This window comes from Limnohabitans sp. (assembly GCF_044361645.1).
Taxonomy (GTDB): domain Bacteria; phylum Pseudomonadota; class Gammaproteobacteria; order Burkholderiales; family Burkholderiaceae_C; genus Limnohabitans_A.
The window spans coordinates 12,144-37,974 of sequence record NZ_JBIKIL010000020.1; the positions used below are offsets into that span (position 1 = coordinate 12,144).

Sequence of the window (25,831 nt, forward strand, 5' to 3'; positions counted from 1 at the left end):
CCGGAACCCCCCCTATGGCCAGCGCATCCAACTCTGACGATTCATCGGACATTTTTTGGCCGGGTTACGTCGATGCCGTGACCAATTTGGCCATCAATTTGCTGTTTGTGGTGGCGATCATGGCCATCGTGGTGATCACCGCCACCTTGCAAATTTCAAAAATGAAACCAGACGATGGCATCCGCGAAGAAGTAGTGGCCGAAGCTCAGTCGAGTTTGCCCATGCAGGCGCAACAAGCCATGCAACAAGCCAAAACCGCTTTGGCCGACGCACGCCTGACACCGCAAACCACGCCCCTGGAGATGCAGCAAACCATGCAGCAGGCTGAGGCCGCATTGGAGCAGGCCATGCAGACGCAAAAAGCCTTGGTCAGCCGAGTTGAGGCACTGCAAAAGCGATTGCAAGAGCTTGAAAAGCAAGCCCAGGCCCAGCAAGGCAAGGCCGAGCAAGACCGTGCCGCTTTGGCCCAGGGCAAGTCGGCCAAAGCCTCGTTGAAAACAGAGACCAACGCCAACCGTGACGGCGGCACCACGGTCAACGCCACACAAAAAGCCCAAGTGGTGCAGGCGCGTGAAAACACCTTGGCCGCAGCGGCAGGGGTCAGTGAGGTGCAAGACCTGAGCTCGGGCGGTGTGGTGGTGGTGTTTGACACCGATGTGATCGAACTGTCAGACAATGAAGTTCGCGAGTTGGTCAGCAAGCTGTCTGTGGGGGGGCCTATCGCGGGCGGCCGTTGGCAGCTTCGGGTGGTGTCGCCTAAAGGCTTTTCGGAGGCAACCCGCATGGCCTATTACCGGCTCAACAATTTGCGCAACAACCTGATCAAAAATGGGGCCAATCCGCAAGACATTGAAATGCGTGTGGTTGAGGCCGAGGGGGATGCGGCCAACAACGCCCGTGTGTTGGTGAGGTTGATGCCGTGACCCTTGAGCAGCCTGTCACTCAGCGCCAAGTTCAAGCCGAGGCGTTGTTGCCCTTGGGGTTTTTGCCAACCTCATTGACGCAAGCACTGGCGCGTCGCCGTGAGCTGCGCTTGTTGTGGGTGGGCGCGGCTTTGCTGATCTTGTTGATGCTGTGGTCAGCACTGGCACCCTTGGACAAAATTGTGCGGGCACAAGGCCGCATCATTGCAGCTGGCCGGGCGCAGGTGGTGCAGCACTTGGAGGGCGGCATCGTGCAAGCCATCATGGTGCGCGAAGGGCAAAAGGTCGAGGTGGGTCAAACCTTGATGCAGTTGTCAGACATCAATGCCAACAGCTCTTTGCAGCAGGGGCAAAGCCGACTGCTGGCCTTGAAGGCGCAGCAATCGCGTTTGCAAGCAGAGGCGCAAGGGGGATCGCCTCAATTTGCTGCTGAAATTCCGGCAGCACTCCGGTCATTGGAGCAAAGAGCCTTCGAAGAGCGACGCTCGCGCATGGGTTCTGAGCAATCGGCATTGCAGCAGCAAGTGGCGCAGCGCAGCGCCGAGTTGCGAGAGGCGCAGGCGCGCACGCAAAGCTTGTCCAGCGAACTGCAATTGGCCCGTCAACAAACCATCATGATGGAAAACCTGCAGAAAAAAGGGGCGGCCTCGCAGATGGAAATGCTCGACGCCCAAGGCCGCAGCGAGCGCTTGAACACGCAGTACCGCGATGTGGTCAATTCTTTGCCCAGGTTGTTGTCGGCACAAGCAGAGACCAGCGCCCGATTGAACGAGGCCAATTCGCGCTTTCGGGCCGAGGCGCGCACCGAGTTGAGCCAAGTGTCGGCCGAGATTCAGCGCTTTGAGGCTTCGGTGGGGGCCGACACTGACCGTGTCAGCCGAACCGAGGTGCGGGCACCGACAGCGGGTTTTGTCAACAGGCTTTACTTCAATACCTTGGGCGGCGTCATCAAAGCCGGTGAGCCTGTATTGGAGATCACGCCCAGCGAAGGGCCTTTGGCGGTCGAGGCGCGCGTGCGCCCCGATGACCGCGCCGCATTGCGCATTGGCTTGCCCACACGTGTGATGCTGGGGGCTTATGACTACACGGTTTATGGGGCGCTGGATGGGGAGGTCACCGAAGTGAGTTCCGACACCTTGCCCGATGAACAAGGTCAACGTTATTACCGTGTCGTTGTGCAGACAGCACCGGCCAAGGGGGCCTTGTCATCCGAAATCATTTTGCCTGGCATGACGGCCAGTGCCGATGTGGTGGTGGGCCAAAGAAGCGTGCTGAGTTACTTGCTTTCGCCTTTTTTACGCTTCAGTGCCCGTGCACTGAGTGAGTCTCGTTAATTTTTCTCCAGACAGGAACGTGCTATGAAACGCCTTCAACGTTATTACTTATTGGTCGGCATTCCGGTGTGCCTGCTGATTGTGGGAACGGTGGTCTTTTTTGAAGCCATTGCCAACACCGTGCGTGGCAACCCGCACCCGCAAATCAACTACGTGATTTTTGCTTTGTTCGTGGTGGGCTCGGTTTTGATGTTGTCGCATGTTCGGCGCATCAACCGTGAAGGTTTGCTGGTTCAAAGCTTCATGGACAAACTCAAAAGTGGTGCCTCAAGCGCCGATGTTCAAGCGTGGCTAAAAGAAACCAACGGCTCGGGCCGCTTCGATGTGGTCGACCTGCTCAGTGAGGTTTTGGACTTGCACGGTCGGGTGGTGGGGGCCGTGGAGCATTCGGCGATTGAGGCTGAGGTGGCGCGATTCCAAGCTCAGCAAAACCGCCGCTTGTTGCTGGCCCAGTATTTCGCGGGTTTGATGGTGGGCATGGGCTTGTTTGGCACCTTCATTGGCCTGCTGGGTGCCTTGCAAGAAATCGGCAAACTCATCGGCGGTTTTGCCATTGGTCCGGGCATGACCGACCCTGTGGCCGCCGTTTCCGAGTTGGTGACGCGACTGACCGAACCCATGAAGGCCATGGGCGTGGCCTTTTCGGCCTCTTTGTTCGGCGTGTTGGGCTCTTTGGTCATGGGCATGCTGATGGTTTTCGTCAAAGGCGGTGCTGCTGAATTGGTGTCCTTGGTGCATTCGCGCATGTTGTGGTTGATGGACTTGAGCAAAGCCACTGGCGGCCAAGCAACGCCTGATTTGAATGTGGAGCCTTTGCAATCTGCCTTGTCCGAGCTGGCGCAGCACTCGCCTTTGTTGCAAGGTTTGAGCTTGGCTTTGGACCAATCAGAGCGACGCGTTCGCCAGCTGGTGGACTCCAACACGGCGCTGTCAGCACGTCTGGAGCAAACGGTTCAATGGCAGCAGCGCATGGCCGAGCAATCTGCTGTGCAGTCGGACGGACAAAAAACCATGGGCTTGGCCTTGGACAAGTTGTGCGAACTGCAAGCCCAAAGCCTGGCGGCCTTGCAAGACAGCGGTGTGCGCCAGCAAGACTGGTCGCAAATGTTGTCCCAACAGCAGCAGCTTTTGCAACAGGCGATCACGCACGAGCAGCCTTGGGGCGATGCATTCACGCAGCTGGCGCAAAGCCAGTCAACGCAGTTGGCGCAGTTGCAAGCCCAATGGGCTCAGGGCTTGAGCACGGTGGCCGAGCAAGTGCAACGCGAGCGCGCACAGTGGCAAACACAATCCCAAAGTCAGACCTCAGAGCAACAGCAATTGTTGCAAGCGGTGCTGTCCATGGTGCAGCGCAACGAACTGGAGCTGCCCAAGATGAGTGAGCAGTGGCAGCAGCGATTGCAACAACAAGCCGACGCTTACACAGGTTTGAGCGACCTGCAAAAGAACTGGGCCGATTTGTTGGCTCAAACCCAGCAGCAATTGACCTCGGACAGCCAGCAAAGGCTGGAGTTGGCCGAACGCAGCCGCCAAAGCCTGTCAGAAATGCAGGCCAGGCAAGAGCAGCTGTTCCATGCGGTGCTGAAAGACAAGGCCTAGGCCTGGGCTTTGTCCGTATAACTTGCACGCAAACTTTTTCTGTTGACCCTTTTGGAGACTTCCATGGCAGACAACACCATTCCTTTCGGCACCTCGGCATCGGCTAACAGCCCGGCAACGGGCCGCATCTCGCCGGTGCCCTCAGAGGTGGATGCGCAAGGCAGCGTGCAGTTTTCTTTGCCCGTTGGGCGTGGGGACATTGTGGGTGTTGAGATGGTCGACGTGGACATGGTGCTGGTGACCCAATCGGGTGAGCGCTTTGTGCTGCGCGAGGCGGCACTCAAAGCCACGGTTTCACCGGATAAAACCAAGCTGCTCTTTGCCGATGGCAGCAGCGAGTCAGCGGCCGAGCAGCTCAAAAGGGTGGGTCAGACCAAGGCCGTTGAGGGCGGCAGCTTCCGCATGCAGTCCACCACCATCAAGCCGGTGCAAGGGGTGAGTGAAAAATCAGGCAGCGACTTCAACCTGGGCAAGGACGACATCGAATCTGACACCCAATCGCAAATTGATCAATTGACGCAACAAGTCAATGAACTGAGCCAAGAGGTGCAAAACGCCAAAACGAACAATGAAGAAGGCTTGAGTTTGGGGCAAGGGCCGGGCCGGGGGCCGGGCACGGGGACCAAGTCTGAGCCGCCTTTGACCGCCAACATTCAAGGCTCACCCGCACAAAAAGAAGAAGAAAAAAAAGACGATGAGCGTGAAATCTTTCCGATTGACAACAACCTCCAAACCCAAGTAAATTTTCCGATTGACACCGACCTCCAAGCCCAAGTTTTTCACGCAGACCTTGGCTCTACAGGCGTGAGCTTGGTCGATGGGCGGGGTTTCAAGGAAGTGCAGATTTCAGAGCTGTACAAGGCCAGCCCTTTGAAGGTCAAGGCCACAGCCATGAGCAAGGAGGATCTCGATACCGGCGAGTTGGTGAAGGCGACGTTTGAATTGTCGCCCTCCATCAAGGCGGCCAGCATCCAAGTCAAATTGACCGATGGCACCGCGCCCGCTGGTTGGACGCTCAATGGCCAAGCGTTGAGTAAAGAGGGAGAGGCATTGCTTCTGACGGACCAAACCCAGCTGCGTTTGAACATGGCTTGGAGCCGTGTGGCTGACGCCAGCGAGGTGGTGCCTGGGCAATTCAAGCTGCAGGTTCAGTACAGCGGGGCTGCTGGTGTGCCCCAAACACAGACCTACACTTTCAGCTACGGCGATTTTCGCAGCAATGCAGAAGTGCCCACGGGCACCTTTGGTTTGCAATTGAGGGGCTGGAGCTATGAGGTGCAAGGCAGCGCCGAAGGCGATGTGCTGCACGGTGGTCAAGGCCATGATGTGCTGCGGGGCTTGGGTGGCAATGACAAATTGTTTGGCGGTGCTGGCGACGACACGCTGATCGGTGGCGCAGGCGCGGATGCTTTGGAAGGCGGCGACGGTGTGAATACGGCCAGTTATGCGCAAGACAGCGACGGTGTGATCGTTGATTTGAGTCTGAACAGGGGTTTGGGCGGGCATGCCGAAGGTGACCAATTGTTCAACATCCAGCATCTGCAAGGCGGTTCGGGCAATGACCGACTCATTGGCGACGCGCAGAACAACCTGTTGCAAGGCGGCGCTGGCGATGACAGCTTGCTGGGAGGGCAGGGCGCTGACACCTTGATCGGCGGGGGTGGTAACAACACCGCCAGTTACAGCACATCTTCTGCGGGGGTGACGGTCAATTTGTTGAGCCAAACCAACTTTGGGGCCGATGCTGCGGGCGATGTGTTGGTGGGCATACAAAACTTAGAGGGCTCGGACTTTGGTGACCTTTTAACGGGCGATGCCCAAAACAACCTTTTGCAAGGCTTAGCTGGCAATGACGTGTTGGTGGGCGGAGCCGGTGACGACAGCTTGCTGGGCGGCGATGGCGACGACACCCTGGAGGGCGGTTTGGGTGCCGACAGCATGGATGGCGGCACGGGGCCGGGCATCAACACAAGCAGTTATACCAATGCCCTCAGCGCCGTTTCGGTCAACTTGCAAACGGGTACCGGTTCAGCGGGAGAGGCGGCCGGCGATGTATTGGTGAACATTCAACGGGTATTGGGCAGTAATTTCAACGACACCCTCATAGGCTCGGATCGCGCCGATACTTTGGTGGGTGGTGCGGGCAATGACCTTTTGCAAGGTGGTCAAGGGGCCGACCTTTTGGACGGCGGAGATGGCATAGACACCGCCTCCTACGCCACTTCGGCGGTCTCGGTCAATGTGAATCTGAGCACGGGCATTCACTCGGGTGGCGATGCGCAAGGCGATACCCTCATCAGCATTGAAAATTTGGTGGGCAGCGCGTTTGACGACACGCTCACAGGCGACCAAAACGACAACCTGTTAGAGGGGAGCGATGGCAAGGACGTGTTGGTGGGCGGCGCTGGCAACGACACCTTGCTCGGTGGCCGTGGTGACGACACCTTAGAGGGCGGAGCGGGGTTTGACTTGCTCGATGGTGGCGAGGGTGAGAACACCGTCAGTTATGCCAACGCAGGCAGTTTGGCTGCTGGCGGCGTAACGGTGAACCTGGTGGACAGCACGCGCAACACAGGCAGTGATGCTTGGGGGGACAGCTTGATCAACATCAACCATGTGATCGGTTCTGCATTTGCCGATCATTTGACGGGCAACGACGACGACAACCTGTTGATCGGCGGGGCTGGTAACGACACCTTGGTCTCGAGTGGCGGTTCGGACACCTTGGTGGGGGGCGAGGGCTTGGACACTTTGGTGTGGACAACGGCGGGTACATTTGATGCACGCGCATTGTTTGCTGCCGACCAGTTCACAAACGACCGTTACCAAAGCATTGAAATTCTTGATTTGCGCAGCAACGGCGGCGCCGACAATTTCACCATCGATTCCAGTGCCATCCGGGCCTTGGCAGACCAGGGTAACGACTCGGTCCTGAAGGTGTTGATGGCCCAAAACGACACGGTTACTGTGGTGGCCGAATCGGGCATTACCCGTTCCACCAAGGGGGACACCACCGAGTTCATCGACAGTGCGGGCACGGTGATTGCTAAATTGGTGTTGCAGCAGGTGTTGATTCCGGTGGTGGCTGCAGATTCGTCGATTGTGCCGGTGCGTCAAGTCACCAACGACGAAGTCTTCAAAGTCAGCAATGTCACCAGCACGCAGGCGATCGCATCGGTGCCTGTGAGCTCTTTATTGGCTGGTTCGCCCTTGCAGGTGAGCGCATCGGGTGGCGAGGTCAAGCCTCAGGGCAGCCCCGGTTTGGGCGATGGACAGGCCAGTTTGGATTTGCTTTTGCCTGGCTTGACCGGAGCCGAAGTTGCCAGTTTGTCGCTGAAAAGCGGGACTCTGCCAGCGGGTTTCAAACTCACTTACCTCGACGCCCAGGGCGTGATGACCAGCTGGTCTGGTGGTTCAGAGGCACTGGTGAAGATGGACGGCACCGTCAGCACGCGCATCACCATGACCTGGGATGTGATCGCAGATGGCATCAATGTGGCGCCCTCTGATTTTTCTTTGAGGGTTGCGATGCGCACCGCAGAGGGGTTTTTGCTCAGCGCCTCCGGCGGCCAAGCCAAGCTGCTTGACGACATCAGCTTCACCTTTGCAGATTACCGCACCGTGGCCGAGGTTCAAGGCATTGGCAATGACGCCAATGGCAATGCCAAACTGTATTTGGCCGCGCGTGGCTGGAGTTACGAGATTTTGGGCGGTGCTCAGCCCGACAGAATCAATGCGGGTGACGGCCATGACGTGGTGCGAGGCATGGCGGGCAACGACACCTTGCTCGGTGGCCGTGGTGACGACACTTTGATTGGCGGTGCAGGTGCTGACAGTTTGGACGGCGGCACAGGCAACAACACCGCCAGTTATGCGGGCGCCAGTGGTGGCGTGACGGTGAGCCTGGTGAGCAACACCGGAATCGGCAGCGACGCTCAAGGCGACCGGCTCAGCAACATTCAAAACTTGATTGGCTCTGACAATGGCGACCTTTTGACCGGTGATGCCAATGCCAACCGCTTGGATGGCGGCTTGGGCAATGACACCTTGGTGGGCGGTGCTGGGCCCGACACGCTGATCGGTGGCGGGGGCAATGACACGGCCAGCTACGAGACCCAAGCATTGCTTGACGCAGGCCAGTTCTTGACCGTTTCGCTGGATGCGCGCGTGGCCAACACCTTTGACGCCGAAGGTGATGTGTTTGTGGGCATTTCCAACCTCACGGGCAGTCGCAACAACGACCGATTGGTGGGCGATGCCCAAGACAACATTCTGATTGGCGGCGGTGGCAACGACACCCTCGAAGGGGGCGCTGGTGCCGATACTTTTTATGGCGACGCCAGCAGTGGAAGTGCCCCGAACGACGGCAGCCTCGACACCGTCAGTTACAGCTTGTCTGCAACGGCTGTCACCGCCAACTTGGCGGACCCTGGCAAAAATACCGGTCTTGATGCGGTGGGTGATACCTACTTTGGCATACGCGGCTTAGAGGGCAGTGCCTTCAACGACACTTTGGTGGGTGATGACAACGCCAACCGCTTAGAGGGCGGGGCCGGAGACGACACCTTGATCGGGGGTCTGGGTGCAGACACCTTGATCGGTGGCGAAGGCAACGATTGGGCCAGTTACGAAACAGCCGTGCGTGCGGTTGTGGCCAGCTTGAGCGCGCCTGCCAACAACACCAATGATGCAGCGGGTGACACCTACACCAGCATAGAAAACCTGCGGGGCAGTGATTTCAATGACGTCCTGATGGGCGACAGCGGAAAAAACACACTCTGGGGTGGTGAGGGTGACGATACCTTGATGGGCGGTGGTGGTGGGGACATTTTGAATGGCGGTGAGGGCAAGGACACGGTCAGTTATGCCAATGCGCAGGTCAAAGTGGAGGCTTACTTGGACAGCGCACTTCAACAGTTCAACTCGGGCGCTGCGGTGAGTGACACTTACATCTTGGTTGAAAACTTGATGGGCACAGCCTACAACGATTTGCTGGTGGGTGACGACGCTGCCAACGTGTTGGATGGCGGTGCAGGCGATGACACCTTGACAGGCGGTAACGGCGCTGACACCTTGATCGGTGGCTCGGGTACAGATGAAGTCAGTTATGCCAACGCACCCGGTGCTGTGACCCTCAACTTGGACACGGGTGGCACGGCAGGCCATGCCAATGGGGATGTTTACAACAGCATTGAAAACGTGACGGGCAGTGCATTTGACGACAACATCACCGGCAACAGCGGCGACAACCTGATTCGAGGTGGCGCTGGCAACGACACTTTGACAGGGGGCGGTGGCAACGACACTTTGTTGGGAGGGGATGGGGATGACCTGCTCAAAAACACGGGCCCTGGCTTGCATCACTACGATGGCGGTGCGGGCAACAACACCGTGACTTACGACGGTTTCACCACTGCCCTCAACTTGAGCCTGTCCAGCAATGATCAAAACAGCAACGGTGACGGCGGGCAGCAATTTTTCAACAACATCCAAAACTTGGTCGGCGGCACCTTGGCTGACAGGCTGATCGGCAACAGTCAAAACAATATTTTGCAAGGCGGCAGTGGCAACGACACATTGGAGGGCCTGGCGGGGAACGACCAGCTGTTGGGAGGTACGGGAAATGACCTCTTGGTGGGCGGCTCTGGCGCCGACACCCTCAATGGCGGCGAGGGCATTGACACGGCCAGCTACAGCAACGCCAGTGCCGGCATTGTGCTGAATCTGGCCACACCCGGGGCGGGCGTCGGTGATGCGCAAGGCGATGTGTTGGTTGACATCGAAATCATCGTTGGCAGTGCTTTCAACGACCGTTTTATCGCGGGCGGTACCAAATTCGGCATGACTTACGACGGGGGCAGCGGCAGCGACACGGTGAGTTTTGAGGCGTCCTCGAGTGCTGTCAATGTCAGCTTGCTTGCAGCGACCTCCACCGGCGGTGCGGCCCAAGGGGCCTTGTACGTCAGCATTGAAAACCTCGTGGGTTCTGAATTCAATGACGTGCTGCAAGGCGACGCTGCAGCCAACCGCATCGAGGGCGGCGCTGGCAACGACAGCTTGCGTGGCAGTTTGGGCGGCAACGACACCCTCGATGGCGGGCAGGGCAACAACACCGCTGATTACAGCGCTTTCGCTGCAAACAACGCCATCACTTTCAACATGGCCGAAGTGACTGCAGGCTTTTTCAATGTGACAGTGGGTGCTACCCAAGTGGACAGATTGGCCAACTTCTCGGTCATCTTGGGCACCCAAGGCGCGGACAACATGACGGGGGATGCCAACAACAACCGTTTGGAAGGCGGCGCGGGCAACGACAGCCTGCGTGGTGCTGCCGGCGATGATACGCTGACGGGCGGCGCTGGCAATGACGTGCTGGACGGCGGATCTGGTGCCGATGTCCTCGATGGCGGTGATGGCATCGATACCGCAAGTTACGCCAGCAGCGCGACGGGTTTAACAGTTTCTTTGTTGGCACCCGCCAACAACACGGGCGACGCCAGGGGTGACACCTACATCGGCATCGAAAACTTGGAGGGGTCGAACCAAAACGACATCCTCAGTGGCGATGCTGGCGACAACCGGATCGATGGCGGTGCAGGCAACGACAGCCTGGTCGGCGGAGCGGGCAACGACACCCTTTTGGGTGGGGAGGGTGACGACACCTTGGTGGGCGGTATGGGCAGTGACAGCTTGTCGGGGGGCCTGGGCAGTGATGTGGTGACTTATGCTGGCGTGACTGGCAACCTCACCATCGACTTGACCAACACCGTTTTGGGCGGTGGCGATAGCTCGCCAAACAGCGAAGCGTTTGGCGATGTGATCGACAACACGGTGGAAACCGTGATCGGGGCCACTGGCGCAGTCACCACCTTTTTGTCGGGGGGGCGAACTGCCATCACCAACCTGCAGGGCGCGCAGGGTCAGGCCAACGTGGTGAGCTATGTGAATGCGAGCGCGGCGGTGACGGCCGACCTGCGCAATTTGGTGGGCATTCAGACCAACCTCAACGCAGGCGCGGCCTTGAATGACCGTTACGCCAACATCCGTCACCTGACCGGTTCAGACCAAAACGACACCTTGACCGGTGACGAGAATGACAACATCTTGCAAGGCGGGCAGGGCAACGACACTTTTTATGCCACAACCGGCCAAGACACCGTTTGGGGCGGCACTGCGGCCGGTGACGAGGGCACCCAGGACAGTTTGCGTTTTGACCTGATTGGAGCAGTGGCCATCAACCTCACACTCACCGGCGTGGGCGCTGGCACGGCCACCTGGACGGGCGCGAACGGCGCGAACACCACCACTTTCTCGGGCATCGAAAACCTGGCCCTCACGGCACAAAACGACACCCTCACCAACAACTCGGCCAATGGCATTTTGGCCGACGGTCTGGCGGGGAACGACACCTTGACTGGCGGCACCGGAAACGACACCTTGCTCGGCGGTGCAGGGAATGACTCCCTGACCGGAGGTGATGGCGACGATTTGCTCATCGGCGGTGAGGGCGACGACGTACTCCGTGGTGGCGATGGCGACGATATCCTGATAGGTGGTGCCGGCGTTGACGACATTTACGGCGGTGAGGGCTTTGACGTGGCCGATTACTCGGCCTCGGCGGGCTTGACCATTGACATGGACAACGGGACACGCGGAACAGGTGATGCGCTGAACGATTTCATTGACGTCAGTGTGGAGGCGGTTCAGGGCAGTGCGACTGGCAACAACATCTTTTTTGGTCGGGATGTCTTTTTTGACTATTTGGGTTTGGGTGATGAGGTACATGCGGAAATGATGATTGGCGGCTCAGGCGACGACCTCTTTTGGGGCAGCAGCGGTGCCGATACGCTGAATGGCGCAGGCGGTGTGGACACGGTGAACTACAGCAATTCCACAGCGGTGAGCTTGAACTTGGAGACCGGTATCAACACGGGCGGGCAGGCCGAGGGGGATGTGCTCATAGGCATCGAACGCGTCATCGGCTCAGCTGAAGGTGACAGCATGCAGGCAGGTGCCACGGGCATGACGTTCGTGGGCGGCGCTGGCAACGACACCTTGATCGGAGGGGCTGGCAACGATAATTTACAGGCCGGTGCAGGCAACGACAGTTTGGTGGGCGGTGCTGGCAACGACACACTGGATTTGCGCACCAACAACACCTCGCTCGATGGCGACTATGCAGAGGGTGGCGCTGGTAATGACACCATCATTGTGGCGCAGTCTGCTGCCACCGGAAACTTCACCCTTCACGGTGGCACCCCTGCGGCTGCGTCGGGCACAGACACTTTGCAGTTTTGGGCCAGCAATAACGGCACATTGAACATGGATGCCATTTTTGGTGGTGCCAACGCGGTCAAATACCAACATTTCCAAGTGCTTGACTTGTCCCGTGACGGGCAGACCAGCAATGTAGCGCTCAGCTCAACTGCCGTGCAGGCACTGGTGGACAACGGCAACAGTTCTGTTTTGACTTTGCGACTGTCCGGGGGCGAGAGCTATTCGATCGCACAGGAAACCGGTATTTCCTTCAATTTAGGCGACAGCAGTGTCAGCTTCTTGAACGCGCAAGGCACACAAGTCGCTAGAGTCAACATTGAATATGTCTGAGTTGGTGGCCAGCCCAGCCCACAAAAAGGCTTTGCGCCGATGGTTGACGCAAGTGTTGCGGGCGCAGTGGCCTTGGCTGTTGCCCTCGGGTTTGATCATCAATTTGGGGCTGTTGGTCACACCGCTTTTGGCCATGCTGGTGTACGACAAGGTGGTGCACAACGGCATTTTTGAAACCCTGTGGGCCTTGGTGATTGGCGTCTTGGTCTACACCGCCCTTGAGTTCACCGTGCGCGCTCTGCGTGTGCGGCACACCGAAGCTCTGGCCGCGCGCATCGACTTGGGCATCGATGCCCGCTTGATGCATGGGCTGCTGCGGCCCTCTGCCCGCAGTGCGGCGCAACCCGGCATGTCTGCACGCTTGCTCACCTTGTACCGTGACTTGTCTCAAGCCCGCGAGTTTTTCTCGGCCAGTTACTTTTTGGCTTTGGCCGACCTGCCTTTTGTGTTGCTCATGCTGGGGGTGGTAGGGCTGATCGCCTGGCCCTTGATGCTCTTGTTGCTGTTTTGGGTGTTGGTCTACGTGGCCGGTGGTTTGTACTTGAAGGACCGCAGTCAGCGCGTGGGGCAAATGCAGTTGCGCAGTCAAACCCGCAAACTGGCCTTGCTGAATGACGCGATGTCCTCTTTGGATGTGCTGCGCATCAGCCACGCAGGCGAGCGTTTGGCCGAACGCTTTGTGCTGGCGGCGCAAGACCAGGTGGACCTCTCGCGCTGGTTGCGCATGGAGTTGATGCTGGCCCAGCATTGGTCACAGCTGATGGGCTTGCTCAGTTTTGTCAGTGCGCTGACCTTGGGTGCGTATTTGGTCTTTGGCCAATTCATGAGCACGGGCGCTTTGATCGCTTGCAGCATGATGGGGGGGCGCACTTTGGGCGTGGCGGGCCAAGCGCTGCAAACGCTGGGCCGCTGGCAGGACCTGGTGCAATCCTTTACCCAGTTGCGCCCCTACATTGGGGAGTTGGATTTATCGCAGGACACAGAGGTGGCACCCCGACCCGGGTCTGTGGACGCTGAAGGTGCCTTGAACAGCGGGGTTTCACCGATTCGGCGCAGCGCTCAAGGGGTGACAGGCCATGTGCAAATTGACCGTGTGGTGCACCGCTTTGGCCCGCCACCCCAAGGGCCAGATGGCCAAAATGCAGCCGAACAAGCCCCTCAAAAAACGCCACAAGGGCGCGAGGTGTTGCGTGAGTTGAGCCTGAACTTCGCACCCGGCGAGCGCATTGGTTTGCTGGGCAGGCCGGGCTCGGGCAAGTCCACTTTGCTGCGCATTTTGGCCGGGGCCATTGCCCCCACCCAAGGCCAGGTGCGGGTGGACCACATTGATTTGCAGGCCATTGACCTGCAAGACCGGGCCAGTTGGCTGGCCTTCAAGCCCCAAGAGGCCCCCTTGGTGGCCGGCACTTTGGAAGACAACATCTTGCTCAACCTGCCCCTTGGCACGCCAGAGGCAGAGCGTTTGGCGGCACTCAAGTTTGCGCTGTTTCACTCGACGCTGGACGAAGACTTGGCCCGTGGCGCCTTGAGCCTGGACCAGCTGGTGGAAGAATACGGTGCCAATTTGTCGGGCGGGCAGCGCCAAAAAGTGGCCTTGGCCAGGGCTGTAGCACCCAAACCCAGGGTATTGCTGCTGGATGAACCCACGGCCGGCTTGGACACCGAAAGCGAGCACCTGATCATGCAGCGCTTGGCCCAGTGGGAAGGTTTGAGCCTGATCATGGTCAGCCACAGCGCCCGTGCGCTGGCCTTGACGCAGCGCTTGGTGGTGCTCGAAGACGGTCGCCTGTTGGCCGATGGACCGACCAGCCAGTTGCTCAAGCCCGCGGCTTGAGATCGGGTGCTGAGCGGCACGGCTCAGGTGCCGACCTGAGCGGGTGCTCAAACGCGGTCCCCAGCCGCTTGCGGCTCAGCACACCAAGACCCGGTCATTGAGCAATTGCTGGATGTTCAAGGTATCAAAGCCGTGCTCAGCGGCACCGTTGAGCCAGATGCCAAAGGCACTGTCGTCAAAGTTGCCTGAGCCCGTCCAATCAAACAAAAGCGCAATGTCCGTGCGGGTTTGGTGCACGCTCAAGTACCTGTCCAGGGTCTTGTCCACGCCAAGGGTGTCCAGCAGGCCGTCCAGGTTCAGGCGGTCTTGCTCGCTCACCTTGAAGTCCAAGATGTCCACCCGCCCCGTCAGCAAGTGGGGCTGTGTGCTCAGCCAGCGGAACTCGTCGGCACCCGCGCCGCCGCTCATGCGGGTGTTGGTGGCGGCAGCGATGGTGGCCACCAAGAGGTCGTCGCCCGCGCCTGCCGTCAAGTGGCCGTTGACCCCGTTGTTGAACAAGGCCACTGCGGTGGTCTCTGTGTTGGCGTTGATGGTGCCATTGGCCTGCGACTGCCAATACAACTTGCTGTAGGGCATGGCCACGCCCAAGCTGTCATAAAGACCTGCCGGGCTCCAATCCAAAACCTCGCTGCTGCCCAGCGCGCGGCCCCAGTTGAAGCGCCACTGCAAGCCTTGGCTTTGGGGCACGGCGCTGACGCTGCCGCCAGCACCAAACTGCAGCGAATGCCAATCACTGCTGGGGTTGGCGATGGCTTGGTCGAAGGTCAGCGTCAAGGCTTGCGCTGAGGCACTCACGGCCACAGGCTGGGGCGCGTTCAGTGCGGCGGCCTGGTCGTTGAGGGTCTTGATCAAGCTGCTGTCGCTGACGCTGGCCCAAGTCATGGTGCTGCCGTCGGGGCTGAACTGCGCCACCGAGTACTGGCCGCTGCCGTCGATGCTGAAGAAGTGGTCTTGCCGGTGGTAAAAGTCGGCCACCCTGGCTTGCAGGCTGGCCAAGTTGAAGATGCTGTCCTTGGCCTTGAGCAGCAACACTTTGTCTGCGCCCTCGCCGCCTAGGCCGGTGGCGTTGCCACCCAGCCAGAGCCAGTCGGATGCCTCGCCGCCTTCGAGCACCGCGTTGTGGCCGTAGGCCATGAGCACATCGCTGCCCATGTTGCCCAGCAGCACGCTGGTGCTCGACCCGGAGCCGATCAGCACGTCGTTGCCGTCGCCACCAAAGGCGTTTTCAATGACAGTGCCCGGGGCCATGTGAACGGTGTGGCCTTGCAGCTTGACGCTGCCGTGCCGACCCAAGTGCACCTGCAGGTCTGTGCTCAGTGCCGAGCCAAAGACGGTGTCTGTGCCGCCGTTGCGGTCGACCAGCCAGTGCATGGCTTTTTGCTCGGCGGCATTGGCGTACTCGTCGTGGGTTTGGGTGAACTCGTCGGTGTAGACATGCCGGTCGTCAACCGCGTCTTGCTGGCCAAAGTAAATCAGCTTGGGGTTGGCAATGGTCGCGGGCGAAGCCACGTCTTGGGTGTACCAAAACTGCAGGGTCCAGGTGCCTTCGGTGGACTCGCCCCAAAAGTGTTTGCTGGTCATCTTCAGCCGAGAGCTGTGGCCGTAGTCGGTGCCGCGAATGTCACCGTGGGAAATGGGGCTTTCTGTGCCGCTGGGCGAAATCAAAACGATGCGCATGTAGCTGATGTTGGGTGCAGCCACGTCGGCTTCGATCTGTATGCTCTCCAGGGTGACCCGGTCACTGATGGTGATTTGGGTCTGCACCATTTGGTCTTTGGCGCTTGGGACCGTGAGGCTCAGGTTTTGGGTGGGCGTTTGGTGTTCCCAGCCCTGAACGGTGGCTGCCACCTGGCCGGCCCTGAGCCAGTCGCTAGCCATGCGCACGGCCGGCCCCACATTGACCACCCCAAAACCCGTGCGCATTGAAAAATGCAGGCCCACACCATTGAGGCTGCTGGCATTGTTCAAAGACAAGGCGTCATCGCTGCTGGGGTTGGGCCAGGTGGCGGGGCTGTAGACCGTGGCATTGGGCATGTAGCGGGCCGAGTAGGCCAAGATGCTGTGCACATCGCGAAAGCCCAGGCCTGGATTGGCTTCCAGCATCAAGGCGACAACACCGGCGACGTAGGGCGATGCCAAGCTGGTGCCGCCATCGCCGGGGGCCAGTACCGTCAAGGCTTCACCGGTCACGGTGTGCGCGCTCATGTAGCCGTCGTTGACCTGGAGCGAGCCGGCCACGATGTAGGCTGGATTTTTGGTGGAGCGGATCAGGCCGGTGTTCCAAAACTGGTAGCCGTTGCCAGAGGCAAAAACGATGGCATTGCCTAAACCTTGGCGGCCCAGCGTGATTTGGTCGCTCCACAAGACATCATTGCTGCCGTAGTTGGCCGGGCCATAGCCCCAGGTCCAGCTGTTGTTGTCGATGTCCATTTGGTCCACCGAGGTCCAGCCCCAGCGGACGTTGACACCGTAGGCCACGCCCACCATGGAGGAGCTGTTTTTGTCGCCCGCAATGAACTGTCCAACGGTGGTGCCATGGTCTACCGTGTTCCCGGTGACGCTGCCTGCCAACACATTGCCGGGTTGAAACCAATCGGCCAGTCTGGGCACGATGGAGCCACCTTCAGCCTCCACAGTGATGCCCTTGCCCGAGAGCGACTTCAGGCCAAAGTTCCAAGCCTCGTAGAGATGGGTGAAATTTTTGGTGTCCGGTGAATGGTCGTCGTTGGGTTGGTAAGCCGCCACCGCGCCTTTGTTGGCCGGCTGAATCCAGGCCAGCACGTCGACTGCCACATCGGCGCGGCTTTGGTTCACCCAATTCCCGTCAACCCAGCGTTGGTAGCTGATGCCCAAGCTGAGCTGCTGCTCGGTTTGGTTTTTGCCGGTGTGCAGCCACAGCGCGTGGAGGTCTGTGCCCGCGACGGTCCACACGCCTTGGGCGTTGCGGCTGCCGTGGCTCAAGCTGTCGCCCGCCGACAGGCCGGTGATTTGCACCCTGTGCTCAGCCGTGTTCAGGTCCACCAGCGGGTCGCGCAAGTCGATTTGGACGGGCAGCGAGGCGCGCACCTTGAGCTCTTGCGTCAGGGGCCGCAAGGGCGCGCCATTGGCCGTGCTCACGGGCAACTCCAGCCGCAGCGCGTTGGCGCTGGCATTGCCTGCCGTGTCCATGAAGCGGCCTTCGCGCAAGCCCACACTGGCCAGCGTGGGCGTGCTGCTGCTGTCGGCGGTGAACACCAGCGTGCGCTGCGAGCCGCTGCCACTGAGCTGGCTCAAGCTGCCGCCCCTGACCTCAAAGCTGTCCAGGCCAAAACCCAGCCCTGGCGCCTCGCTGAGCTGCAACTGGAGGGTCACGCTTTGGCCTGCACTGAGCTGGCCACTCGGATTCGCTGGCGTGGGCAGCAGGCTCAGCGCCGTGGGTGCTTGCACATCAATGCTGGCTTGCTGGCTCCACAGCTTGGTGCTGCTGTTGTCGGGCTGAACTTGGTAGAGCGCCACCTCGTGGCTGCTGCCCGGGGTGGGGATTTTTCGGCCGAACAGGGATTCGATGTCGTAGAACTTGTAGCCCCAAGCGCCCGCACTGTCGGCCGTAAAGGTCTCGCTGAGCTGGCCGCCCCAGCTGATTTGCAGTTTGGCAAAAGGCGCGCTCCAGCCGGAGAACTGCACGCCTTGGTAAGTCGCTTGCGTGCCCAGGGGCGTGATGCGCGCGTTGGCCAGCCAGTTGCTGTCTAAATTGAAGCTGAGATTGTTCACCTGGCCTGCCGCGTCGCGCACGCCATTCAGTTCCAGGGTTTGAAAGGCACGCAAATTGGGCAGCTCGCCCAAGCTCACGTCCCAGCTGCTGGCCAGGCCTTCAATGGGGTTGACGGCTTGCACGCGAGCGCCTTTGCCAAAAGCTGGAAAGCCAAACAGCGTGGCGGGCAAGTTGTTCTCGCTGAGCAAAACGGCTTGGTCAAAGTCCAGGCGCACCACATCGCCCTGGTCCAGCACATGGGGCTGGCCTCGGTCGATGCGCCAGCTGCTGCTGGCCAGTTGCACATCGGCGGTTTGGTCCAGCGTGAGGGTCAAGGCGCGTGATGGGGGGCTTTGCCCCACATCGGTGCTTTGCCGGGCCACCACGGTCCAGTCCCGGTCCGGCAGCAAGGCCAAGGGGTCATGGGCATCCACGGGCAAAACCAAGCGCCAAGTCCCTTGCGCATTGACCTGGGTGCTGAACTGACGCCAATCGGCTGCGCTGGTGGCGTGCACCGTGATGCTTGCGCCCGGCAGCCCAGTGCCATCCAAAACAGGCGAGGTCCCCCAGACCTGCCGATTGCCCGCGAAGGTCCAATCCACCGCTGCGATGGAACTGCTTTCGATGGTCAAAACAAGGGCGGGCGAGGCCTGTTCGGCGTTGCCCGAGGCGGGCCTGACCGAGATGGCATGCAAGCCATCGCTCAGGGCTGCACTGGGCGTCCATGCCCACTGCCCACTCGTATTGGCCGTGGTTTGTCCCATCACAACAGCGCCGTCGTACACCTCAAGCAGCCCCAAGCTGGCAGCGCCAGAGCCTTGAAGGCTGGGCCGAGAGATGGCGGTCTTGCGGTCGCCTTGCACGCCGGTATCGCTGCCAGCGTCCAGCATGGGCGTGCCCAGGGCTTGGGCGTTGATGCTCAGGTTGAACACCGCACTTTGGGCGCTGACATTGCCCGTGAGGTCGGTTTGGCGCGCCTGCAGCGACAAGTTGCCGCTCAAGGCGGGCAATTGCGCCTTCCATTCGCCCAGCAGATTGACCGTGGTGCTGCTCAACACGGTGTTGCTGCCTTGCGCCAGTATTTCTACCAAAGCCCCCACCTCGCCCGTGCCACGCAACAAACCGCTGGGCGAAAAGGTGGGCGTGCCGGGGTAAAAACTCAGACCGGTGGTGTTGTTGGCCGCCTCGCTGAATGCCGCGTAGCGCACGGCCGGATCGGCCACCACCGTCGCATAGGCGATGGTGCTGCCGCCAGGGGCCATGTTGTTGGGGCTGATCATGACCCCAAAATTGCGCGAAGCGCTGTTGTTGTAGCCGTAAATTTTGACTTGGTCCACCGCATAAAGGGCCCCCAAATCCACCTGGTACCACTGGTCTTGTGAGTTGCTGGCCCCGAGCCAGAAACCTTCTGTTTTGTTGCCATTGACCAAGGAGCCGCTGTAGTACAGGGTGGCCAGCGCAGACTTGGTGAAGCGGGTGTTCAGCGCCACGTTCACACCATTGGCATACACCTCCACCTCAGAAATGCCCATGTATGCTTCAGACCAGGTGCTGGGGTTGGCGCGCACCATCACGTAGCGGGCCAGCTTTTCGGCGTGCAAGGCGACCAGGGTGGGCGCGCTCACTTGGCTGTCCACCGTCATGTTCAGGGCCGCGCTTTGAGGACCGGCGTTGCCTGCCAGGTCGGTTTGCCAGGCTGTGAATTGGTAGTTGCCATCGGCCAAGTTGGCAGGCGCCGTCCACTGCCACTTTCCTTGCGCGTTGGCCTGTGCCGTGCCTGCGGCGCTGCTCACGCCGCCCATCGTCTGCACCAGCGTGACGGTGGCCAAAGGCTCGGCTTGGCCCTGCAAGCTGGGGGTGGCATCGGCGGTGTGGTAGCCCGCCGTGTGGCTTGATGTCAGCTGAGGCACCCCCGGTGCCGCCGGGGCCAAGGTGTCAATTTGGGGCGCATTCGCAAAGCCCATGTCGGTGCGCGGCAGCACCCGGCCACTGGCATCCGAGAGGCCGGTGCCGGCCAAGCCCAGCACGGGCGTGACACCACTGAGCCCCGCCTCTGGGGTGAGGGTGATGCGGTAGGTTTTGTCGGCTGTTTTGCTCAAGTCCGTCACACGGCCATGCAAGGCGACAAAGTCTTCCACGAGGGGCTCGCGCGACAAGCTGGCGCTGAACGTCAGCACGTAATGGACAGGCGCATTGGTGAGCGTGGCCGGGCCTTGCACCACCACGTTGGCGATGTCAGCGTCGGGCATGGCCATGTAAGCCTCAGACGCACTGGCCTTGCGTGTCCCAAGCACGTCGGTGTACTGCGCCAAGGCGCGCACGCGCTGCCCCAGCAAAGCGCTGTCCAGACTCAGGCTGGCGGTGTTGGCGCCCGTCACATCGAGCCAGTTCAAGCCGTCGCTCGAGCGTTGCCACTGGTAGCTGACCAGGCCCCGCCCTGCGGGGTCTTGGAGGGCGCTGGCGTCGGCGCGCAGCACTTGCGGCGATATGGCCTGCACCACCAGCTGCACTTGCCCCGAAACGTCCGACGGGTGGGCTTGCCATGGCGCGCCCACCTCACCGTCTTTGAGCACCAGCACGCGCTCGGCCAGCAAACTGGCCAGGCTGGCGTCCAGCAAGTTGCCCGCCACGTTGGCGCCGCTCAGGCGAACCACCCAGTGAGCGGCATTCCAGTTGGCGCTGCCCGTCAGGTCCACGCGCAGCCAGGCGTCGTCTCCTTGGGTGAATAAGTTGAGGTAATTGGCCAGCTCGCTCAGCGGTGTTTGGCTGGAGACGCTGGACCACAGCAGGCTTGAAAGGTCGAGCTTGTCGCCTTGGCCGCGTGAGAAGTTGGTGATGGTGTCTGCGCCCACATCGCCCCGAACGAATCGGAAAATGTCGGCCCCTGCACCACCGGTCAAGGTGTCGTTGCCCAGCCAGCCTTGCAGCAGGTTTTGGCTGGCTGTGCCAACCAGCAGGTCGTCACCGTAAGTGGCACCGGCTTTGAAGGTGAAACCCTCGGGCATCTGGCCTGCGATGCTGCTACCGCCCGCATACAAGGTGTAGGTTTTCTCGCCTTGGTTCAAGCTCCAGCGCTGGTCGTACACCACGCCACCTCGGCTGTAAAAGCCCCAGGTGGGCGTGGCGCTGGCAAAGCCGGTGGCGCTGATGCTGTCGTTGGCACCGAGCAGCACCTGCAGGGTTTGGGTGTCGCTCAGTTGCATCACGTCAGCGGCGCTCACCAGCGGGTTTTGCGGGGCCTTTGACTGGCTCAGGTCCAGCACTTCAAAGCCTGCGAGCTTGTGAAAGCCTGCGGCGTTCACACGCGCATTGGCTTGTGCAGCTGCGCCATTGCCCGAGTTGCCACGGGCATTGCTCACAAAGTCGGCCAGCACCCAGTTGGCGGGGCCTTGGAAGCTGCTGTCCAGGACCAAACGGTCTTGCCCTTGGCCCGCGTCGATGCTGCGGAAGTTCAGGTCTTTGAGGTACACGGTGTCGGGGCCTGCACCGGTGGCCACCCAGTCGCGGCCTGCAGTGATCACTGTGATGCCCGAGGCGTCAATCGCGCGGGGCAGGGCGCGCAGATCCAATGTTTGGTCTATGAATGCGCTGCCGCTGCTGCCCAGGTCGTACACCCAAGCGGTGCTCACGCCGCTGAGCTGAGCCGTGCTGGTGTGGGTCACCGGTGTGCCGACCGACTGGTATTTGACGCTCAGGTAGGTGTTGATTTCCTCGGCGGCGGCCTTGCCCAGCGCGCTGGTGGCCACGATCAGGTCGCCAAATTGCCCTTTGAAACGGGTGTTGCCGGAGTCGCGGTCGCCAAAAATGCCCAGGTAGCCGTTGAGGTCGCTGGACGCGAAGCGGGTCGCTGTCCCTGCGCTGCGGCTGGCGTAGGGCTCGCCATTGAGTTGCGCGCTGGCCGTGCCCTGTGAAAAGTCCCAGATTTGCGACAGCGTGGTGGCCGCGCCCACGATCAGGCCGTTGGTGCCCGTGCTCGTGTAGGTGCCGGTGGGCCAGTTGCCTGCCTGAATGCGGGCGTTGTTTTGAAACTCCACGCCAAAGCTGGAGGTGGTGTTGCTCGCACTGGGCGATTGGCTCCAACCGCCCAGGTGGTAGAGGCTGGGGTAGAGCGAGCCAGGGGTCTGGTTGAGCTGAAAAGTGCTGAACACCGACGTTGAGCTTGCGCCGGCCAGGGTGCTGCTTAAAAAGCTCATCCAGTTGCTGCCATCGAACACCACGTAATTGGCGCCCGTGTTGGCTGCGATCACCCTGAAGCTGCCTGCATTGGCGCTGGCCGTGCCCTGGCCCGCAGAGGGTGCCCACGACGTGATGGTGCTGCCCGCCATCAGGCTGTCCGGGTCCAGCCACAGCACACCCGATGCGGCCCAGTGCGCCCCGTCTGCTGCCACCGCCACGCTGCGCTGCGGTGAGTTCTGCACGGCCCCGCTGCCGCGTTGGATGCTGCTGGTGAGGATGCGCTCGCCATCGGCGCCCCAGGCGTGGGCCGCCACGGTGAAGGCGGCGCTCTGGCTGGTTTGCTCGGCCTCGCCCAGGGTGAGATTGCTGCCCACCTGCACACCGTCCATGAACAGCTTCACCACATCGCCTGTCTTGGCGCCACTGAGGTTGACGGTGATGGTCTGAGCCGCGGCCCTTTCGCTGCTGCCGATCACGTTGTCGGCGGTGACATTGGCCACTTGCGTGACCGAGGGCGTGTCCAGGAAATCGGCAGGCAAGGACGCGGTCACCGTGCCGGTGTTGCCCGCCACGTCCCTGACCGTGGTCAAGCTGACCGACTGGCTGCCCACCAGGCTGGGCGACGTGCCCAGGGTGACGGTCCAGGTGTTTGAAAAAGCCGTGCTGCCAAAGCCTGCGCCCACGGCAACCACCGTGGCCCCGGTGCCAAAGGCGGCCGGCAAGCTGCTGGCGGTGATGTTCACCGCTTCGTTGAAGACCAGGGTGACCCTGTCTCCGGCATCGGCCGCGCCATTGCTGTTGGCGTCGGTGCTCAGGCGCGCACTGGCCAGGCCCTGGCTGAGCGCGCGGTCCAGCGTGAAGACCAGCGGCGAGGACATGGCCCCCAGGTTGCCCACACTGCCGCCTGAGGTGCTGGTGCTGTCCTCCAGCCGCGCCGTCAGGATGTGGCGGCCGTCACTCAGGGCCGTGAAGTCTGCAGGCAAAAGAGTCAGGCTCTGGCTGGTCTGGCTGGAGGTGAGCGTGGCCGCTTTGCCCGCCAGCTCCACCCCATTGAGGTAGTAGCGGAGTCTGGCGTTGTCGGCGTTGGCGGTGAAGGTGAAAGCCGTGGCAAAGCCACCCGCAGCAGTCGCTTCGGTGTTGTTCACCCAGTTATCGCCCGACAAATACAAGGGCGCGGTCACAACCAGCGGCGCCACGATGTCCGTCATGGTGAACACCACGGGCCCCGCTGCCGTGTCGGTGGCCGCGCCCGCCGCGCCCACCACGTTGGCCGCGGCCAGTGTCAAGGTGGTGCCTGTGGTGTAGCTGCGGCCCGTGCCGCCTGTCACCAAGTATTGGCTGGCAAAACTCACGCCATCCACGGTCACGGGCTTGATGGCCGTGATGGTGGCGCCCGTGCCTAAAGTGCGCGAGCCGCTGAGCGTCCAGTTGCCCACGGTGGTGATGGCGCTGGTGGCCACCGCCTCGCTGAAACTCAGGGTGAACTGATCGCCCTTGACGCCGTCGCCGTCGGCGTCTGCCGTGAGCACCGGGCTGCTGCTGGCCGCTGCGGGCCTCGCCGCGTTGACCGTCAGGCTGGCGGTGGCCGTGTTGCTGATGTTGCCGGCCTCGTCGGTGATGCTGAAGGAAAATTGCCGAATGCCCTCCAGCACAACAGCGGCGGTGTTTTTGTACCCGATCGCATCGAGCAACCATGCCACGGTGCTGACACTCGCGGTGATGGGTGCCCCCAGATCATCGATGGGCGTGAAGCTGAATTCGGCGTTGGCGTGCGTCACCCGCCATGTGGTCTGGGTCGCGTTGTTCAGCCTCAGGCTGACAGGCAGTGCGCTGCCATCGGCAGGCAGGTCTGAGGGTGTTGCACCATGGACGGTGATGATTTCCTTGGCACCATTTTGCAAGCCACTCACGCGCAGTGTGATGCGGCTCAAGCGATCGCTGGCTTCGGTGAGGCTGATGCCATCGTTGTCAACCCCGGTCAGGCGAATGGCCGTGCCAGCTGTGGCTGGGGTGCGGACCAGGCTGTGGTTCTCGGCGGCGTCGCTGCCCTTCAAGTTGAGCTTGGGTGCAGTGTTGTCCAGAACATAAGCTTGGTTGTAAACGCTGCCATCGTTGCCCGAGCTGTCTTGCACCTTGGCGCGCAAACTTTGGCTGCCCGAGAGCCTCACGCCGCTTGCGCGCCAGCTGCGTTGGTCTGCGCTCAGGGTGGCGGCAGTCCAGGTGTTGCCATTGTCCGTCGAGACCAGCACTTTTTCGTCCGTTTGCAAAGCCGCACTGAGTGTGCCGCTCAGCATTTGTGTTGACTCGCGGGTGACGAAGTCGGTGGCGCTGGAGCCGCTGTCGGCGCTCAAAGTGAGGGCGGCAATGGTGGTCTTGGGGGCCAGGGTGTCGAGCGTGAAGCTGCTGACACCCGCCAAACTGGCGTTGCCTGCGGCGTCGGTGGCAAGTGCGCTCACGTTCACTGTGCCATCGCCCAAGCTGAGCAAATCGTCTGCGCTCAAGACCACCGCTTGGGCTGCTCCTGTACCAGTCAGGGTTTTGCTCAACGAGCCACCACCACTGCGCGTGAAGCGCACCACCGTGCTGGCACCGGATTCGGCAGTCACGGTCAGCACCCCGCCTGTGGCTGTGGCTTCTGCAGCGGTGGCTCCGTTGCCCACACCCGCGCCCAAGACCACAGTGGGGGCCATAGGCGCGGTGGTGTCGATCACCGGCAAGGCGGTGCTGTCGATATCGGGGATGTTGCCGCCGTTCAGGGTGTGGCTGAAGGCGTTGCCCGCCGCGTCCCTGATGCCCGCCTGTAAGGCGGCTTTGAGGGCTGCTTCATCAACCCTGGCTTGTCCGTTTTGGCCCGCCTGCACTGTGAAGGTGAGGGTGCGTGTGGTGCTGCCGTTGCTACCGCCCCAAGTGGCGCTCACACCCGTGCCAGCTACCGTAAATACCGTGCTGTTGGTGCCGCTGGTCAAGCCGTGCACTGGGCCGTCAAAGGGGATGGTCAGGGTGATGCTCTTGCCAACGCTGTTGCCTGCGCTGCCTGCCACGGTGCTGAGCGCCGTGCCCGGCCCTGTGCTGCTGCTGAGGTTAGGGGCCACAGTGTCGAGCGTGAAGCTGCTGACACCCGCCAAACTGGCGTTGCCTGCTGCGTCGGTGGCAAGTGCGCTCACGTTCACCGTGCCATCGCCCAAGCTGAGCAAATCGTCTGCGCTCAAGACCACGGCTTGAGCCGCTCCTGTGCCAGTCAAGATCTTGCGTACGCTGGCGCTGCCCTTGCTGAAGCTCACCACCGTGCTGGCGCCGGATTCGGCAGTCACGGTCAGCACGCCGCCTGTGGCTGTGGCCTCGGCCATGGTGGCACCGTTGCCCACACCCGCGCCCAAGACCAGTGTGGGGGTGTCGGGCTTGACGGTGTCGAGCGTGAAGCTGCTGGCTCCTGCCAAACTGACGTTGCCTGCTGCGTCGGTGGCAAGTGCGCTCACGTTCACCGTGCCATCGCCCAAAGTGCGCAAATCGTCTGCGCTCAAGACCACCGCTTGGGCTGCTCCTGTACCAGTCAGGGTTTTGCTCAGCGAGCCACCACCACTGCGCGTGAAGCGCACCACCGTGCTGGCACCGGATTCGGCAGTCACGG

General features: G+C 61.0%; 6 protein-coding genes. 5 read left to right on the top strand and 1 reads right to left on the bottom strand.

The genetic code is table 11. The annotated features are described in order from the left end of the window. Positions 1–14 precede the first annotated feature (14 nt). The 5 genes from ACIQ39_RS05020 to ACIQ39_RS05040 all read left to right on the top strand — a co-directional run bounded on the left by ACIQ39_RS05020 (position 15) and on the right by ACIQ39_RS05040 (position 14,297). The gene (locus ACIQ39_RS05020) at positions 15–923 is read left to right on the top strand and encodes a hypothetical protein (protein WP_396433512.1); all 909 of its coding nucleotides are present in this window, start codon (positions 15–17) and stop codon (positions 921–923) included. Then, positions 920–2,257: an HlyD family type I secretion periplasmic adaptor subunit gene (locus ACIQ39_RS05025; RefSeq protein ID WP_396433513.1), complete on the top strand. Its 1,338-nt coding sequence runs from the start codon at positions 920–922 to the stop codon at positions 2,255–2,257. Before ACIQ39_RS05020 ends, ACIQ39_RS05025 begins: the two co-directional genes overlap by 4 nt. A 24-nt stretch (positions 2,258–2,281) precedes the next feature. Then, positions 2,282–3,856, top strand: coding sequence for a hypothetical protein (locus ACIQ39_RS05030; protein WP_396433514.1), 1,575 nt, complete (start codon positions 2,282–2,284; stop codon positions 3,854–3,856). 63 nt (positions 3,857–3,919) lie between these two features. Further along, positions 3,920–12,463, top strand: a complete 8,544-nt coding sequence (locus ACIQ39_RS05035; RefSeq protein WP_396433515.1) for a hypothetical protein — start codon at positions 3,920–3,922, stop codon at positions 12,461–12,463. Beyond that, on the top strand, positions 12,456–14,297 hold the full coding sequence (locus ACIQ39_RS05040; protein WP_396433516.1) for a peptidase domain-containing ABC transporter: 1,842 nt from the start codon (positions 12,456–12,458) through the stop codon (positions 14,295–14,297). Before ACIQ39_RS05035 ends, ACIQ39_RS05040 begins: the two co-directional genes overlap by 8 nt. Before the next feature lie 75 nt (positions 14,298–14,372). On the opposite strand, the gene ACIQ39_RS05045 is transcribed toward ACIQ39_RS05040, so the two are convergent. Next, positions 14,373–25,829: an Ig-like domain-containing protein gene (locus ACIQ39_RS05045; RefSeq protein WP_396433517.1), complete on the bottom strand. Its 11,457-nt coding sequence runs from the start codon at positions 25,827–25,829 to the stop codon at positions 14,373–14,375. Positions 25,830–25,831 lie beyond the last annotated feature (2 nt).